The organism is Kitasatospora sp. NPDC097605, from assembly GCF_040302725.1.
Classification (GTDB): Bacteria; Actinomycetota; Actinomycetes; order Streptomycetales; family Streptomycetaceae; genus Kitasatospora.
The window spans coordinates 15,134-30,185 of sequence record NZ_JBEOSF010000004.1; the positions used below are offsets into that span (position 1 = coordinate 15,134).

Consider the following 15,052-nt stretch of genomic DNA (forward strand, 5'->3'; position numbering starts at 1 on the left):
GTTCAATCCACCGAGTGAACCTCTGCCGTCGACCCCACACGGCCGCCCGCCTGTCGTGCGGCAGGACGGGTCGGCTTCCGGCCGTGATGCGTCCACGCCCCTGTCCAACTGGCCCGCGCTGCCGCCGCCACGCACCGTCCTTGGAGGAGCAGGCTAAGGCCTGTCGATTCTCAGCTCTGGGCTTCTGTCGCATGGTCTGCTCGTATGGATGCTGACCCATTGCTGACTTTCCTGGCTTTGCATCAGCTTTGGTACGGCTTCTGCGGAGAGGTCGCCTCTCTGGGCGGCCGGGTGCAGACGGGCCCGGCGGGGCGGGGCGGGGTGTGGGATGGCGACGGCCGCTGCCCGGCTGCATCGTCGACCACGCGGACCCGGCCGGTCCCGTGTAACCAGTTCGACCACCACGGCCCCCAGCACACGATCCACGGGCCCCTCGGAGTTCCGGTCTTCACCATCCGTCGCACGTGGCTCGCAGACGACGGCTGCGAGCCGATCACCGAAGGCTGGGGCCAGGGCGCCGACCTGGAGATGAACCAGAACGAGGCTCGCGACTTCGCCGCACAGCTGCGCAACCAGGCCAACCGGATCGACGAAGAGGCTCAATATCTCGCCGCTGTCGGATCCCCGCAGGCCGACAACGGCTGCCGCGCTCATCCGTGGTGCGAAAAGGGTGGGGAACCGCACCCGGACTGCGAGAGTGTCGAGATCACCCTTGAGGCTGTCGACTCCCGCAACCCTGGCCGCGGCAGACCGTATCTCAGCGCACACCTGGCGACCTACGACGGCGAACCCACCTGCGGAATGCTCCTCGACAACTGGACGGATCTCAATGCCGCCGACCTCCGCCGGGTGATCGACGACATTGAGTCCTACCTCCCAAAGCTGAGGATCCTCGCCTCACAGCTCGCCGAAGCCGAAGTCAAGAGTCGGGCTGCTCATGGAAGCTCGGCCTGAGCAGCTGGCCGTCGTCACCAACGACCAGGAGCGCCCGTCACGGTACGACTGCTGGACATCCCGAGACCTCGCTGTCCGCTGATGGGCAGGGCTGGTTGGTCGCCGAGGACTACGGACCTTCCAGACTCGCCCCGGGAATTCGTCCACTCGCGAGGGAGTCGCCACCCGTGCGTTCAGGTGCGGGGGCCTACGGGTGTCGGCCTCGGACGAACCCTGCGATGCCGGGGATAGCGACCACGGCGATATCGAGCCCTTGGAGGTTGTCCGGCCGACTGCCACACGGGGGTGGTTGGGGAATCGGGCGTGGCGGGACGACGCTGCGGCCGGCGGGCCGGGGTGATCGGCTAAGGGTCATTAGGACGGTTGCAGGCGGACGTAGGCGAGGTTGGGGGCCCGGTCGAGGTCGAGGGTGAAGCTCTGGATGGCATCGGTACCGCTGGTCAGGGTGAGGGTGTAGCCGCTGCCGGCCCAGGTGGCGGGGCCGGTGCGGGAGAGTAGGTCCGGGGTGCCGCGGCGCCAAAGGTGGAGTGTGTCGTCGGTCCGGGTGAGCCGCAGGGTTCCCGGGACTTGGTCGCAGGTGAAGCGACCGAGTTCGTGGGGGAGCGGCTCGTCGTTCTCGTGCGCGGCTGTGGTGGATTTGGCGGGCCGTTGCGCACGTTCGGCAGCCACGGGCAGCAGGCCGTCCAGATCTCGGCCGGGGTCCTGTTCCAGGGCATGGAGCATGGCCGCCGCAGCGTGGTCGGCGGCCAGGCCGGTGGTGTTGGCCAGGCAGATGATCCGCAGCCCGTCGTGGGCGAGGTAGGTGGCGGCGGAGAAGCCGTGCTCGTGGCCGTAGTGGAAGACGGTGGTGTGCCCGGGACGGGGGTCGGCGTATAGGCCTGGTCCGTACCGGTACGGATCGTGGTCGGCTGGCTGGTAGCCGAGCGCCTTCTCCCAGGGCAGCGGGTTGGTGTCGTGCTGCCACAGTTGATGGAGGTGGCTGAGCCAGCGGTCGAGGTCGCCGGTGGTGGTGAAGAGTGTGCCGGGGCCGGGTAGGGCGACGGGGGTCTGGGTGTGTTGCCAGCCGTCCTCGGTGGGGCGGTAGGCGGCTGCGGCGTCGGGGATGAGCTGGCGGGGGTCGGCTTGGAAGTGGGTGGCGTGCATGCCGAGCGGGGCGAAGATCCGGAGGCGGGCGAGGTCGGGGAGCGAGGTGTGGTGGACGGCTTCGAGGAGTTCGGCGAGGAGGAGGTAGTTGGTGTTGCTGTAGAGGAACTGGCCCTCGGCAACGGCGCGTTCGCGCTGTCGGTAGGCGAGGGTTCGCAGGTCGGCTGCGGTGTAGTGGTCGAGGTCGCGTAGGCCGGCGAGGGAGAGCAGGGATTCGGCGTCGCGGAGGCCGGAGGTGTGGGTGATGAGGTCGGCGATGGTCACGCCGGTGAGCTGGAGGCGGGGCAGTAGGTCGGCGGCCGGTTGGTGAAGGTGGATCAGGCTGTCGCGTGCGGCGAGCAGGACCAGGTGGGCGGTGATCTGCTTGGCGACGGAGCCGGCGTTGAAGGCGGTGCCGGGCCCGATCGGGACGCGGTGCTCGATGTTGGCCAGGCCGGTGTGCCAGCGGACCGGCGCCTGGCCGGGGCGTCGGACGAGCAGGGTGAGGCCGGGGGCCTCCGGCCGGTCGGCGGTCACAGGGTGAGTGCCTGGCGGTGGACGGCGGCGAGCCGTTCGCGCAGGGCCTCGTCGCTGACGAGTTCGAGGGCGCGGGGGTGGTTGGCGATGGTGCTGGCGAGCTGCACGCGTTGCTGATCGAGGTGGGCGGCCAGGAAGCGCCGCACGGCGCCATCGGTGTGCTCCAGGGCGCGGGCGGTGTAGAGCATGGTGAGGGGGAAGGACCAGCAGGCGTGGAGGAATCCGAAGGCGGGCCGCATGCTCTGCTTCCACGGGGAGGGGAAGGCGGCCTGGTCGTCGATCTTGCAGCCGCTGGCGGTGAGGGCGTCGTTCAGCCAGTTGTGGCCGGCTTCGTGGATGAGGTCGCGGGCCAGGACGACGGGGTCGGCGACGTGGTCGAGGAAGACGGTGCCGGGCAGGCGGGTGATGGTCCAGCTGTCGAGGGTCTCGCCGAGCTGTTTGGTTCGCAGCAGTACCGCTACGACGGCGTGGGAGGCCAGCAGGTTGCCGAATCCGGTCTCGGCGGCGGTGGCGAACGCGTCGGCCGCCAGCGTTCGCAGGGCAATCGGCGCGGGTTCGCTGCCGGGGCCGAGCACGTAGTACGGGGTCTCCGAGATCGGGGAGCGGGGCAGGGTGATGAGGTCGGGGGCGACTACGACGCGAGGGCCGAGGGCGGTGGGGGCGGAGCTGGCGGCGGCGTCGGCGTGGGGGTTGGCGGTGTACCAGTCGAAGGTGGCCTGCTCGCCGGAGCGAGCGGCGGCCTCGGCGCCTTCGAGGGCGTGGTGGGCCAGGCAGTAGTCGGCGGCGGGGCCGAGGCCCGAGGGCCGGGGCTGGGCGTCGGGGCTGAGGATGGTGTGGATCTTGCCAGTGCGGTCGCGGTGCAGGCGGTTGATCGGTGGGAAGTTGAAGAGGCCGGGGTTGTCCATATGTCGACTCCTGGTCGGGTGAGGGTGGCCCGGGGCCGGGCCCGCCGCGGTCTGGTCCGGCCCCGGGTGGTCACCGTCGGCGTTCAGCGCGCCGGACGGCTACGGGTGTTCAGGCGGCGTCGCCCTCGACGGCCGGCCAGCCGTCGGCGGAGACGCTGGAGGTGTGGGCGGTGGTGCGGACGTCCTCGTCCTCGCCCCGCAGGTCCTCGACGGCGTCCAGGAACTCCGTGATGCGGTTCATGGCGGTACTTCCTTTCCGGTGGTTGTGGTTGCTGCTCGGCGGGTTGGTGCTCGGGCACCGGGCGGTGATCTGGCCCTGGGCATGGTGGGCTTCCCCGGTCAGTTCTGAGTGGTGCGCAGGGCGGTGGCGAGGTCACTCATGGCGGGACGGTCGCCGGGCTGGTCGGCGAGCGCCGCGACGACCATGGGCCGCAACACCGTGGGGATGCGGGTGAGGTTGGCGTGGCCGCCAAGACGGGGGATGTCCGCGCACAGGTAGCGGTAGATGAGAACGGCGAGGCTGAACACGTCGGCGGCGGTGCCGGCCCGGTGGTAGCCGGTGAGGTACTCGGGCGGCCAGTGGACCTCGGGGCCGCGGTGCTCCGGGCCGCGCGGGCTGGCCAGACGGCGCGCGGCGCCGAGGTCGGTGATCAGCCCGCAGCCCTGGTGGATGAGGATGTTCTCCTGGTAGACGTCGCGGTGGACGATGCCGAGCCGGTGCAGGGCGTCCAGGCCCTCGGCGACGTCGGCGAGGATGTTCAGGCCCTCAGCGGTGTCCTCGCACGAGGCCATGAAGGTACGAAAGTTCCCGCCGTCGCACAGCGGCATGGTGTACCAGTCGAACCGCTCGCCGTGGCCCTGGTCGAGCAGGGGGACGACGTGGTCGGCGTCCCCGGCGACGTAGGTGAGGTCGGCCTCGTGCCGGAAGTCCTGCCGGGCCAGGGCGCGTTCGGCGTCGGTCATCTGCGCGTACCAGTAGAAGCCGTAGGCGGCGCTCTGCTGCTCGGCGGGCAGTTCGGCCAGGACGTGGTTGCTGCCGAAGCCGGCCTTCAGCACGACGGGCTTCCGGCTGGCGCGGTGGGCGATGACCAGGGTGCTGGCCCGGGTGAACGCGAGGAGGTTGGTCACCTGCCAGTGGTCTGCTCGGAGTTGGTCGACGACCCAGGCGGCGGGGTGGAGAGGGTGGAGGTTCATCAGCTCGCTTCCATGGGCGTGGTCAGGCGGGCGAGGAAGTCGGCGGCCAGCTGGTCGATGTCGGCCAGGGCGGTGCAGGGGCGCTGCCAGACCTCAAGGCCGGTGTAGTGCTGCCAGGCTGCGGCGGCCTGCGGGTAGAGGTCGGCGAGCCGGGCGAAGGTGTCGGGTCGGTCGGTGAAACGCGGCGCGGTCCGGCGGCTGGCGAGCCGGGCCTGGCACAGGTCGGGCTCGGTGGTCAGCAGGACGGTCAGCTGCGGGCGGGCCTGCGGCTGCTGCGCGAGGCGTTCGACGTACTTGGTGACCGGCTGTCGGTGGACCAGGGCGAGCAGGCAAGCGGTGGACAGGCTGAGCCGGTCGGCGATCAGCGGGCCGCGGGCGAGTGCGGGGCCGAGGTTGAAGCGGGCGTGGAGGGTGAGGTCCCGGCAGGCCGCTTCGACGGCGTCCTCGGGGTCGTCGGGCGGCACTCCGGCCCGCAGCCGCACGAGGGTGCGGGTGGCGGCCAGGGAGAGCCAGGAGAACTGGCCGGTGTGGCCGAGTGGGATGCCTCGGGTGCGGGCGTCGGCGAGGAGGCGGTCTCGCAGGGTGCTCTTTCCGGCGCCGGGTAAGCCTTCCAGGGCCATGAGCACGGGTGTCAGCCGCTCGGGTGCTCGGCGGCGAGCCAGCTGATGAACTTCGCGCACCGCCCGGTGGTGACCGGGAGGGTTCCGTGGGCGAGCTGGGAGCCGTACAGCAGAGCGGCGCCCGGCGCGGGGGCCACGGACCAGCGGGTGCGGGGCATCTGCTGGAACCAGCCAGCGGAGTCGTCGGCGCCGTCGTGGGCCAGCCACATGCCCGCCGCGTAGCCGTTCGCTGGCGCGTCGGGGGCCTGGCGGTGCCAGAGCCGGTCGCTGGAGGAGGTCTCCACGTAGAAGTCGCCGCCGGCGTCGGGCTGGGTGATGACGACGCTGATGCCGGCGATCTGGCGGGGCCAGGCGAGCGGGTCGGGGGCGATGCCGTCGAGGTGGGTGGTGATGTGTTGGCCTTCGCCGTACTCGACGTACGTCCAGGGGCGGCACACGGTGATGGAGGGCATGATCCGCGCCAGGGCCGGGAGGGCGCGATCGAAGGCGTCCTGGAGGATCATCTCCGCCTCGGCGGGGATACCGGGGATCTCGATGCGTCCGGCGGGCTCGTAGACGGCCATCGCCTGTTCGTGGCTGTGGCCGGGGATCTCGTGGATGGAGGTGCGGCGCTCGTCACCGAAGCGGACGGCGTCGACGGTGGCCAGGACGTCGTGCATCAGGGCGGCGAGGTGGATCCGCTCGTCGGAGGCGAGGAAGTTCTCGATGCTGCCGACGCCGACGGTCTCGGCTACGTGGATCACGGGGTGGGTCTCCTTGCTTCGAGGACGCGGCGGATGTCGTCGAGGTCGGTGCAGTGGTTGAGCCAGCTGACGACCGGGCTGCCGCCGCCGGCCGGCGGGTCGTGCCACAGGGCGAGCAGTTCGCCGGTCAGTGGCAGCTCGTCCGCGCTGGGAAGCAGCCAGGAGTCGGCTGTCTCGCCGCCCTTGGCCACAGGGCAGGGCGCGTGGTGCTGGAGGACGAAGACGCGGGTCAGGCGGGTGGCGGCGGCCTCGCGGCAGGCCTGCCGGGTTCGGCCGTGCGGTGGAGGACGGTGGTAGGCGCGGCGTTCGGCTACCAGCCAGGCCTCGGCGACGGCGGCAGTCGAGGAGGCGACGCGGCACGTCGCGCAGCAGCCCGGCTCGTACGCCGGGCACTGCCTGGCGTAGGCGCTGAGGGTTGCGGCGATCTCGTCGAGGACCGCCCACGCGGTGTCGGCCAGCAGCCCGTCCGCGGTCGGCCGCACGCCCTTCGGAAGGGGACGGTGGTTACAGCACGGCTGCCCTACGGTTGCGGTCGGGTCCACGGCGAGCGTGGGTTCGATGAACATGGCATGGAAGTAGGCGATGCGCCCGAGCAGTTGGTGGACGGTCGCCTCGTCGCCGGACCTCACCCCGCCACCGCCCCGACCACATCGGCCGGGGCCGGCAGCGGGCAGGCGCAGGCGGTGCCCGACGGGCGCTCGGCCGTCAGCGCGCCGGTGAGGGCACGGACAGCGGTGTCCAGGTTGGCGAAGTAGGCGTCCCAGTCCTGATGGTGGTCCGGACGGAGGCTGAGGTCGAGGACCGCCGTGGTGGTGCCTGAGGTCTCGCAGGTCAGTTCGGAGCGGGCGGTGTGGACCTCGATGCCGCCGGGCAACGCGGCGGAGGTGGCCGCGCGGCACAGGGCCGCAGCGGTCCGGGCGTACTCGGCTCGGTCTCGCGGCAGGAGGCCGACCCGCAGTTCGGCGGGTTCGAGGTCCAGACCCGGGTAGGCGTGGCCCTGGCAGCTGTCGTAGGTGATCAGGCACCACCGGCTGGTGAGGACGTCGACCAGGGGACGGACTCCGGCCTCGATCGCCTCGCGCCACTGCGGGTGGGCGGGATCGAGGTCGTCGGCCTCGTGGACGCCGGGCAGGCCGACGGTGTTGATGTTGCCGTGCTCGCTGACGTGCAGCCGCACCTCGATGCGGGTGGCGGCGGGGTCGTCCCAGCGGGTGGTGAAGGCGTTCACGTCGTGCATGCTGTTCGGGGTGCGCGGGCGCCAGCGGAGGGCCCGGCACCAGGCGCCCTCGGGGTGGGCGGGCTGGGAGAGGAGGGCGGCGATGCCGTCGACGATGCGCATCCGGTGGTCGCAGTAGGCGTCGCCGTCCGCGGCCGGGTCCTGGCGCCATCGGGTGGCGATGCAGCCGCCGCCGCACGTGCTGCGGTAGTCGCAGGTCGTGCACTTGGCCATCAGCGCCTTGCCTTGGTTCAGCAGGAGATTGTCCTGCTGAAGCCGGGCCACACCGTGTTGGTCGCCGATCTCGTCGAGCCGCGCCAGGCGTGCTTGGGGCCAGGGAAGTTCGTCGCAGCTTCCGAACCGGTTGTCGGGGTAGAGGGTGAAGACGTGGTCGCACTTGAGATCGGAGAAGTGGCAGAAGCCGCTGTCCAGGCCGCGCAGGCGCCGGATCGTGGAGACGGCCGGCTCCAGCTTGAGACGGGTGAAGTACCCGGAGCCGATCCAGCGCGCGGTGGCGGCCAGCACGAACTCGGCGTACTCGTCCGGGTGGATCGCCCACTTCGGGCTGCCGCCGAGTGCGAGGGCGGCCTGCTGGAGCAGGCGACTCGCGGGGACGCGCCTGGCCCTGGTGGCGGTGGATCGGTGGATGGTGCTGTCGAAGCAGGGCACGAAGCTGACCGCGTTGACTGCCTCGAAGGACGCGAGGTGGTCCAGGACCTGCTCGGCGCGGCCCAGTACGGCCGGGGTCACGGTGGTGATGACGCCGACCTTGCGGCCCCGGGCGGCCAGCAGCTCCAGCGCCTGGACGACGCGCGGGTAGACGGGTTCGCCGTCATAGCCGATGCGCCAGGCGTTGCCCTGGGCGTCGCCGTCGAGGGAGACGCCGATCTGCAGGCCGGGGCACAGCTCGTCGAAGAGGTCGAGCCACTGCTCGTCGAGCTGGACGCCGTTGGTCTGCATCGACACGCGCATGACCTGCGGCTGGGCGGCGATTTCGCGCAGGACCGCGGCGACGGCCTCGCGGCCGGCGGTCAGCGGCTCGCCGCCGTGGAGTTCGACGGCGAGCGGGCGGTGCCGGAAGAGCCGGGCCAGCTGTCCGATCTGGTCGGGGCTGATCCGGGCTCCGCCGGGTACCTCCTTGCGCTTCTCGTAGCAGTGGGGGCAGTCGATGTCGCAGGTCTCCCCGCGCAGCTTCACGATCACCGACACCGCGGTGCCGGTGTCCTCGGGCTCCAGGCTCCGGTAGAGCCGGTCGATCGGGTGGTGCTGTTCGGTGGTGCGGTGCATCGGCTGCCTCCCTTGCTGCCGTGACCGGAGGGGTTAGTCGGACAGGCGTCCCAGCAGGGCGCCCTGGCCGGACTGGAGGATGTGCGCGGCCTCCAGCGGGATCCAGAAGCACTCGAAGCGGGTGGGCTCCTGCTCGCCGTCGTGGTCCTCCTGGCTCGTCCACCGCTCCGGGGTGGGCTCGGTGAGCTCCAGGTGGAAGACGTGCCGGTGCTGGATCTCGAACCGGTACGGGCTGATGTCGTACTCGGTCTCGCCGAGCTTGCGCACGACCTTGAAGTCCGCGAACCCGGTCTCCTCCCGGGCCTCCCTCAACGCGGCGGCCTCCGGGGTCTCGCCCGGCCGGATGCTGCCGGCCGGGACCTGGATGCCGACCTCCTCGTAGCTGTAGTCGGTGTGCCGGAACACCAGCAGCCGCCCGTCGCGCACGACGTAGACGAGCACCTTCTCCTTGGTGACCTTCTCGGGCATCGATCAACCTCACGTAGTCGGGAATCGTGGTCTTGAGCTCGCTGAACAGCGGCTCCAGCCCCTGGGGCCGGCCGACGAGGCGGCGCCGGGGAGCCTACGATTCTAGGTGATCTGACGGAGCATCAGATGTCCGTCGCAGTGCCAGTTCCGGCAGATGGGTGCCGCCGGGCCCGGCCGTGGATGCGGAGTCCACAATTGCAATCCGTGTTCGTCGGGACACTCTGCGCTGGTTCGGGATTCGATGATGGGCCCGCCCTTGGCGGAAGGGCAAGGGGCTCGGGTAGGAAAACCTTTCCTTCTGGCGATCTGTCATATGCGCACGGCGGCAGGGGCACTACGCTTTCCCCAGGAAGCTGCGGTTCCGGACTTCAGGAGGTGCGATGCCCGTCGATCCGACCCCGCGCCGAAGGCGCCTGGGGGCAGAGATCCGGCGCGCCCGCGAGGCGCTGGGGTGGAGCCTGGAGGAGGCCGCCCAGCGGCTCGGCTACAAGGCGCTATCGACCGTCAGCAAGATCGAGAACGGGACGCAGGGGGTCAAGCTCCAAGCCCTCGCGCACTTCTTCGAGGTCCTGCAGATCCACGACGAGGCCCGGCGCGAACAGTGGCGAGAGCTGGTCCGACGCGCCGGCGAACCGGACTGGCACCAGCGCTACCAGGGCGTCGTCGAGGACCCCCTCAGCGACTACCTGACCGAGATCGAGGAAGCCCTCGACCTGTTCCACTGGAATTCGGGTGCCCTGCACGGCCTCCTCCAGATTCCCGGCTACGAGCGGGCGATCGTGGAAGGCAGCCGGGCCTGGACCACCGCCGAGGACATCGAACGCTTCATCGCCATGCGCGCGGAGCACCGGCAGGCCATGGCCGAGCGCCAACCGCCCCTGAAGATCTGGTCCGTGATCCCCGAAGGGCTCCTGCGGCAGGAGGTCGGCGGCCGGGCGGTCGCCAGGGCTCAGATCGATCACCTCATCGACCTGCTGAAGAGCGATCCGAACACCACGATCCAGGTTCTGCCGCTGAGCGCCGGCGCGCACGCGGGCATGGACGGATCGTTCATGCTGATGTCGTTCGCCACCGGTGGCGACACGGTCACCATCGAGGCGACTCGTACACGGCTCCACCTGACCGACCCGGAGTCGGTGGGGGTCTACCGCACCACCAGCCAACACCTGAAGTCCGATGCCCTCGGCCAGAAGGCATCTCTATCCCTGCTCAAGACGATCGCCAAGGAACTCGCGTCATGAACAAGAACGACCTCGACCCCGCCTGGCTCGACGAGCAATTCGCCGGAGCCGAGTGGCAGACCGCCAGCAGCGGCGGAACCAACTGTGTAGAGGTCGCCTTCCTCGACAACGCCATCGTGGCGATCCGCGACTCGAAGAACAGGCACAAGCCGCCGCACATCTTCGACGACGCCGAGTACGACGCCTTCGTCGCCGGCATCATGCGCGGCGACCTCCGCCGGCGCTGAACGTGTAACTCCGCATTGAGCAAGGCCACCTCTTCGCGTTGCCGCGTCGCAGGTGACACCGCGGTCCGGTCGCCAGCCCGCACGGGGGCGATCGGACCGTGTGCCGTTCCAGTCGAGGGGGAGACCAGTGAGTCAATGGCAGGACTTCACCACCGGTGAGCGGATCAAGATGCTCCGGGGCAAGGAGGTGACCCAGGAGGCTCTCGCGGCTCGCAGCGGCCTGTCCTTGCACACGATCCAGAAGGCGGAGCAGGGCGGGAACGTGTCGCTGCCGACGCTGCTGCGGCTGGCGGAGGCGCTGCACTCCGACGTGTCGGTGATCCTCGGCCAGCAGGCTCCGCGGCGCGGGATGGGTCGGGACGACCGCGCGATGCTCCGAGAGTTGTCCCGAACGGTCCACGACACCGCCGCAGGCGTGCTGGCCGATCCCGCCGAGGGCACTGCGCCAGGTGCCGCCGATCTCGCCGAGGCCGCCGAGCGGTTGTGGCGGGTCTACTGGCGCGGGGCGTACACCGAGGCCGGTGTCCTCGCGGCGCCGTTCCTGCGGTCGGTGGCGTTGTACGCCCAGGGGACGCCGGCCGGCCAGGAGGCCGCCGCGAGCGCCCTGCTCTCCGACGCCTACCGAGCGGCCGGGCTGATCGCGAACTTCCTCGGCGCGCGGGATCTCGCGTACGCGGCCGTCGGACTCGCCATCCGGCACGCGGAGCTCGCCGCCGATCCGGTGCGGGTGTCGATGCTGGGGTCCGCCCGAGCGCGTGTGCTGCTGCGGGACGCGCGCGTGGAGCAGGCGCTTCGGGAGGCCGAGGCGGCGGCGGTACGTGCCGAGCCGAGGTTCTCCGAGCAGGGCGCCGGGTTGCTGGCGGCATACGGGAAGAACATCGTCTTCGCGGCGGTCGCCGCCTCCAGGCTCGGGGACTCCGACCGGGCGGCGGACCTGCTTTCCCAGGCCCACGCGGTCGCGGCCCGGCTGGGGCGCGATGTGTTCGGGAACGGACTGCAGTTCGGTCCGTCCTACGCGGGGGCCCAGGCCGTGGGGATCAACGTCACCCTGGGGAACGCCGGCCGGGCGCTGGACCTGTCCCGCCGGTTCGACCCGTCCGGCCTGACGCAGGCCGCGCACAACCGGATGCAGCTCGATGTCGCGCTGGCACAGTGCGACGCGCGGCTGTGGGACGCCTCGCTGGACACGCTGCTGGAGGTCTGCTCGGCCCATCCCGAGTGGGCCACGCACCAGGCCATCCCGGGGGTGATCATCCAGCGGGCCGGACGCGCCGGGGCCTCCAGGATCCGGAAGTTGTCTGGGATCCTGGGGATCTCTCCCACCGGCCGGTGAGGGGGAGTCCGACCCGTCTGCTTGGAGTGCGTGTGTCCTACCGCGGCCTGATACTCGACTTCGCGGGAGTGATGACCACTCCGATCGGCCAGTCCTCGCAGGCGTGGTGCGCCGGCGAGGGCCTTCCCGCCGACGCCTGGCGGCGCACGCTGGAGGACGATCCGGCGGGGCGGGCGCTGTACGTGGAGCTGGAGCTGGGGCGGATGTCGCAGGCCGAGTGGAACCGGCGGACCGCGGTGCTCCTGGGTGTGTCCGGCGACAACCTGATGGGGCGCGTCCACAGCGGGGTGCGGGCCGTGGCGCAGATGGTGGAGCTGGCGGAGCGGGCCCGGGCTGCCGGGATCACGGTCGCCCTGCTGTCGAACTCCTACGGCGTCGACCCGTACAACCCGTACACGGCGACCGGGGTCTGGGACCTCTTCGACGTGCGGGTCATCAGCGGGACGGAAGGCGTCGCGAAGCCCGATCCGGCGATCTACCGGCGGACGCTGGAGCGTATGGGCCTGGCCGGCTCCGACTGCGTGTTCGTGGACGACCACCGTCCCAACCTGGCGCCCGCCGAGGCGTTGGGGATCACCACGGTGTTCGCCGACGGGCCCGGTACGGCGGCCCGGGTGGCCCGGCTGCTGGACCTGGACCCCGTCGAGCCCAGCCCGGCGGTCTGTCCCTGACGGTACGGCGGGACCGGTGCGGCGTGAACTCCTACGCACCGTACGACTTCGCCCCACCGCGACCTTCCGAAGTCGTACGATGCGCGGGTTCGCTGAGAGCGACGTCGGCGTGACAGTAATGACATGCCTTCGGACGTACCTCGATCGCCGGGCCGGGTGCCCGTAGCGGTCTACATCGCCTCACCCAGCGGAGACCCTGGCGGGGTGCTGGAGACCCACTCCCGCCAGTACGCGGAGACCCGCGAGTGGGTGGTGGCCGCTGTGTTCACCGACATGGGGCCGCTGCTCGCGCTGGAGGGACGGGCCGGCTGGCGCGCCGTACAGAACGCCTTGGAGACCGGCACCGCGCGGGGCGTGGTCATGTGGACGCGCTCGATGGTGGTCGACAGCGCTGAGGCGTGGGAACGCCTGGTGGTGCTCCTCAGCGAGCTGGGCTGGTTCCTGGCGGCGGGAGCGATCGACACCCCGGGTCAGGCCCTCTACGGCCGTAGCGGAGAGCAGGCGTCCGGCGGCCCGGTCGCCTTCCGCGCAGCAGCCGACGGCTCGGGGCGGACGGAACCCCTGGGCGGGCCCCGAGGCCCGTGACCTCCGGTAGCCGCGCCCGGCCTTCTTCTCTTCGTCGTGCCCCCTAAGTCCCTCACCTTCTGGCCAAGGAGCCATCGTGAAGCCCTACCCGCAACCGCCGTTCCTCGGCGCTCTGGTGGCCGGCACCGCCGGTGCTGTCGCCGCCATCCACGTCAGCCCCGAGGGGCTCGTCGTGGGAACCTCGCCCGGCATCGGCACCGACGACGCCGACCGCTGGGCGGCCGCGATGTCGGCGCTGGGCGCCGTGAGCATCAACAGCGTCGGCATCGTCGGCGCTCTCACCTCGGGCGAGTGCCCGTGGGGCCACAGCGTGATCGAGGACCGGCTCGGCCAGACCCTCACGCTGGTCGGCGCGCCCGACCGGTCCATGCTCGCCGTGGTCGGCGCCAAGGGCGCGGACCTGGGACAAATCGCCGCCCAGCTCATCGAACTCGCGGACCAGGGCCTGGCCGCAGCGGTGGCGGCGTGAGCACGGCGCCGGCGGACCGGAGAGGCCCGGCCCGACCACTGCCGCTGCCCGACGTCCTGGCCGCCCCTCACTTCCCCGACCCCCACAGCCCCGGAATGGCCGGGCTCGCGGCCTACCTCGCCCGCCGCAACTCCCGGGTGACGATCGAATCGCGGCCGGACGGCCACCGCAGCGAACTGCTCCGGCACCTCGACCGCACCGGTGCGGTGCCCCAGCCCGTGGACCAGCGAACGACAAGCCTGATCTGGGGCGGGGACAACACGGCCGTGCCGCAGATCCTGGACCTCGCGAGCGGCCGGGGCCTGCCGACGATGGGCCACGGTCGGGCGATCGAGCTGCTCGCCGCCACCGCGCCCACCGTTGTCGCCGTCGCGGGCAGCCACAGCACCGCGACGGCCGCAGCCGCCCTGACCTGCGCGCTCGCCGTCCGCGACCCGGGCTGGATCCTCAACGCCGCTCCGCGAGGCGACGCCCCCGGCTACGACGGCGGCGGCGAGGTCCTGGTCGTCGACCTCTGCCCGGACACCGCGCTCCACGAAGCCCCCGCGCCCGGGCGGGACCACCACGCCCTCGGGGAGGGGCTCCGGCCGGCGGTCACGCTGATCACCGCGGTCGACGCGACGCCGCCGGCGGTCGCGACCCGAGAGGACGCGCTGGACGAGGTCGAGGCCCTCGCCCGCCGCAGCGAGGCCGTGGTGGTGTGGTCCGGCCAGCCGGGCTGCGCCGAACTGCTGGAACGGCTGCGCCGAACGCCGGGTCCCAGAGTGGTGGCGGTCGGCCGGGGCGACGGCATGGACGTGCAGGTCCTCAGGGCGCTGTGGAGCGGTGAGGACCACCAGATCACCCTCCAGGCCGACGGCGAGCGGTTCGCCGTCACGGTGCCCGTCACTGGCACCCAGGATGCTCTCGGCGTCGCGGCGGCGTTCGCGGCAGGCTGGGCGCTCGGGCTGTCCGGCACGGACCTGGCCGACGGGCTGGGGGCGTTCCCGGGCGTCGAGCGGTCGCTGACCTGCCTGGGCACGGTCGGCGGTGTCGCCGTGGCGGAGTCCTACGCCCAGCACCCGGACGAGATCGCCGCCGCCATCCAAGGCGCCTGGATGCTCACCGAGGGCGCGGTGATCGCGGTGTACGAGCCGGTCGGTCACCTGCGCACCGAAGCGCTCGCTGAGCGGATCGCCGACGCCTTGCGCGAGGCCAACCGCACCGTGGTGCTGCCCGTCCACTCGACCCTGGCCCCCTCCCAGTGTCACGCCGACGGCATCGAGGCCCTCGCCCGCGCGGACTTCGGCGGCACCCTGGTGATTCCCGGGCCCGGTCCGTGCCGGCCCGGCCCCGCGGTCGTGGCCGCATCCCTCGCCCGTCGCGGCGATCTGATCCTCACCATCGGCCCGCACGCCGCCCGCCGGATCGGCCCCGAGCTGCTGGCCGCGCTCGACCTTCCCCGGTTGGCCCCGTAACCCGGCCCCGCTCGCTCACTCTC

General features: G+C 71.6%; 17 protein-coding genes. 8 read left to right on the forward strand and 9 right to left on the reverse strand.

The window, feature by feature from the left end; genetic code table 11:
* The first annotated feature begins 219 nt into the window (after nucleotides 1–219).
* A complete protein-coding gene (locus ABTX81_RS05545) occupies nucleotides 220–954 on the forward strand; it encodes a hypothetical protein (protein WP_350541680.1) in 735 nt (244 codons plus the stop codon).
* A gap of 354 nt (nucleotides 955–1,308) precedes the next feature.
* Here ABTX81_RS05545 and ABTX81_RS05550 read toward each other — a convergent pair whose 3' ends face one another.
* From ABTX81_RS05550 to ABTX81_RS05590, 9 genes are all read right to left on the reverse strand, one after another.
* Nucleotides 1,309–2,613, reverse strand: a complete 1,305-nt coding sequence (locus ABTX81_RS05550) for a serine hydrolase domain-containing protein (RefSeq protein WP_350541681.1) — start codon at nucleotides 2,611–2,613, stop codon at nucleotides 1,309–1,311.
* Nucleotides 2,610–3,518, reverse strand: coding sequence for an aKG-HExxH-type peptide beta-hydroxylase (locus ABTX81_RS05555; RefSeq protein WP_350541682.1), 909 nt, complete (start codon nucleotides 3,516–3,518; stop codon nucleotides 2,610–2,612). Before ABTX81_RS05555 ends, ABTX81_RS05550 begins: the two co-directional genes overlap by 4 nt.
* A 109-nt stretch (nucleotides 3,519–3,627) precedes the next feature.
* Entirely contained in the window at nucleotides 3,628–3,759 is a 132-nt protein-coding gene (locus tag ABTX81_RS05560) for a hypothetical protein (protein ID WP_350541683.1), read from the reverse strand.
* A 98-nt stretch (nucleotides 3,760–3,857) separates the two neighbouring features.
* Nucleotides 3,858–4,712: a protein kinase domain-containing protein gene (locus ABTX81_RS05565; RefSeq protein ID WP_350541684.1), complete on the reverse strand. Its 855-nt coding sequence runs from the start codon at nucleotides 4,710–4,712 to the stop codon at nucleotides 3,858–3,860.
* The gene (locus ABTX81_RS05570) at nucleotides 4,712–5,332 is read right to left on the reverse strand and encodes a nucleoside/nucleotide kinase family protein (protein ID WP_350541685.1); all 621 of its coding nucleotides are present in this window, start codon (nucleotides 5,330–5,332) and stop codon (nucleotides 4,712–4,714) included. Before ABTX81_RS05570 ends, ABTX81_RS05565 begins: the two co-directional genes overlap by 1 nt.
* A gap of 11 nt (nucleotides 5,333–5,343) precedes the next feature.
* Nucleotides 5,344–6,075 (reverse strand): hypothetical protein, encoded by a 732-nt coding sequence (locus tag ABTX81_RS05575; protein ID WP_350541686.1) that lies wholly within the window; start codon nucleotides 6,073–6,075, stop codon nucleotides 5,344–5,346.
* Nucleotides 6,072–6,704: a hypothetical protein gene (locus tag ABTX81_RS05580; RefSeq protein WP_350541687.1), complete on the reverse strand. Its 633-nt coding sequence runs from the start codon at nucleotides 6,702–6,704 to the stop codon at nucleotides 6,072–6,074. Before ABTX81_RS05580 ends, ABTX81_RS05575 begins: the two co-directional genes overlap by 4 nt.
* The gene (locus tag ABTX81_RS05585; protein WP_350541688.1) at nucleotides 6,701–8,578 is read right to left on the reverse strand and encodes a radical SAM/SPASM domain-containing protein; all 1,878 of its coding nucleotides are present in this window, start codon (nucleotides 8,576–8,578) and stop codon (nucleotides 6,701–6,703) included. The genes ABTX81_RS05580 and ABTX81_RS05585 overlap by 4 nt, the downstream gene beginning before the upstream one ends.
* A 33-nt stretch (nucleotides 8,579–8,611) precedes the next feature.
* Entirely contained in the window at nucleotides 8,612–9,046 is a 435-nt protein-coding gene (locus tag ABTX81_RS05590) for an NUDIX hydrolase (RefSeq protein WP_350541689.1), read from the reverse strand.
* A gap of 380 nt (nucleotides 9,047–9,426) precedes the next feature.
* On the opposite strand from ABTX81_RS05590, the gene ABTX81_RS05595 reads away from it, so the two are divergent.
* The 7 genes from ABTX81_RS05595 (at nucleotide 9,427) to ABTX81_RS05625 (ending at nucleotide 15,029) form a co-directional block, all read left to right on the forward strand.
* Nucleotides 9,427–10,287 carry a helix-turn-helix domain-containing protein gene (locus ABTX81_RS05595; RefSeq protein ID WP_350541690.1) on the forward strand — a complete coding sequence of 287 codons (861 nt, stop codon included), beginning with the start codon at nucleotides 9,427–9,429 and terminating at the stop codon, nucleotides 10,285–10,287.
* The gene (locus ABTX81_RS05600; protein ID WP_350541691.1) at nucleotides 10,284–10,514 is read left to right on the forward strand and encodes a DUF397 domain-containing protein; all 231 of its coding nucleotides are present in this window, start codon (nucleotides 10,284–10,286) and stop codon (nucleotides 10,512–10,514) included. Before ABTX81_RS05595 ends, ABTX81_RS05600 begins: the two co-directional genes overlap by 4 nt.
* A gap of 127 nt (nucleotides 10,515–10,641) precedes the next feature.
* Nucleotides 10,642–11,847 carry a helix-turn-helix domain-containing protein gene (locus tag ABTX81_RS05605; protein ID WP_350541692.1) on the forward strand — a complete coding sequence of 402 codons (1,206 nt, stop codon included), beginning with the start codon at nucleotides 10,642–10,644 and terminating at the stop codon, nucleotides 11,845–11,847.
* A 32-nt stretch (nucleotides 11,848–11,879) separates the two neighbouring features.
* Entirely contained in the window at nucleotides 11,880–12,518 is a 639-nt protein-coding gene (locus ABTX81_RS05610; RefSeq protein ID WP_350541693.1) for an HAD-IA family hydrolase, read from the forward strand.
* 204 nt (nucleotides 12,519–12,722) lie between these two features.
* Nucleotides 12,723–13,103, forward strand: coding sequence for a hypothetical protein (locus ABTX81_RS05615; protein ID WP_350541694.1), 381 nt, complete (start codon nucleotides 12,723–12,725; stop codon nucleotides 13,101–13,103).
* A gap of 76 nt (nucleotides 13,104–13,179) precedes the next feature.
* Nucleotides 13,180–13,572, forward strand: a complete 393-nt coding sequence (locus tag ABTX81_RS05620; RefSeq protein ID WP_350541695.1) for a roadblock/LC7 domain-containing protein — start codon at nucleotides 13,180–13,182, stop codon at nucleotides 13,570–13,572.
* A gap of 95 nt (nucleotides 13,573–13,667) precedes the next feature.
* The gene (locus tag ABTX81_RS05625; RefSeq protein WP_350541696.1) at nucleotides 13,668–15,029 is read left to right on the forward strand and encodes a Mur ligase domain-containing protein; all 1,362 of its coding nucleotides are present in this window, start codon (nucleotides 13,668–13,670) and stop codon (nucleotides 15,027–15,029) included.
* The last annotated feature ends 23 nt before the right edge of the window (nucleotides 15,030–15,052 follow it).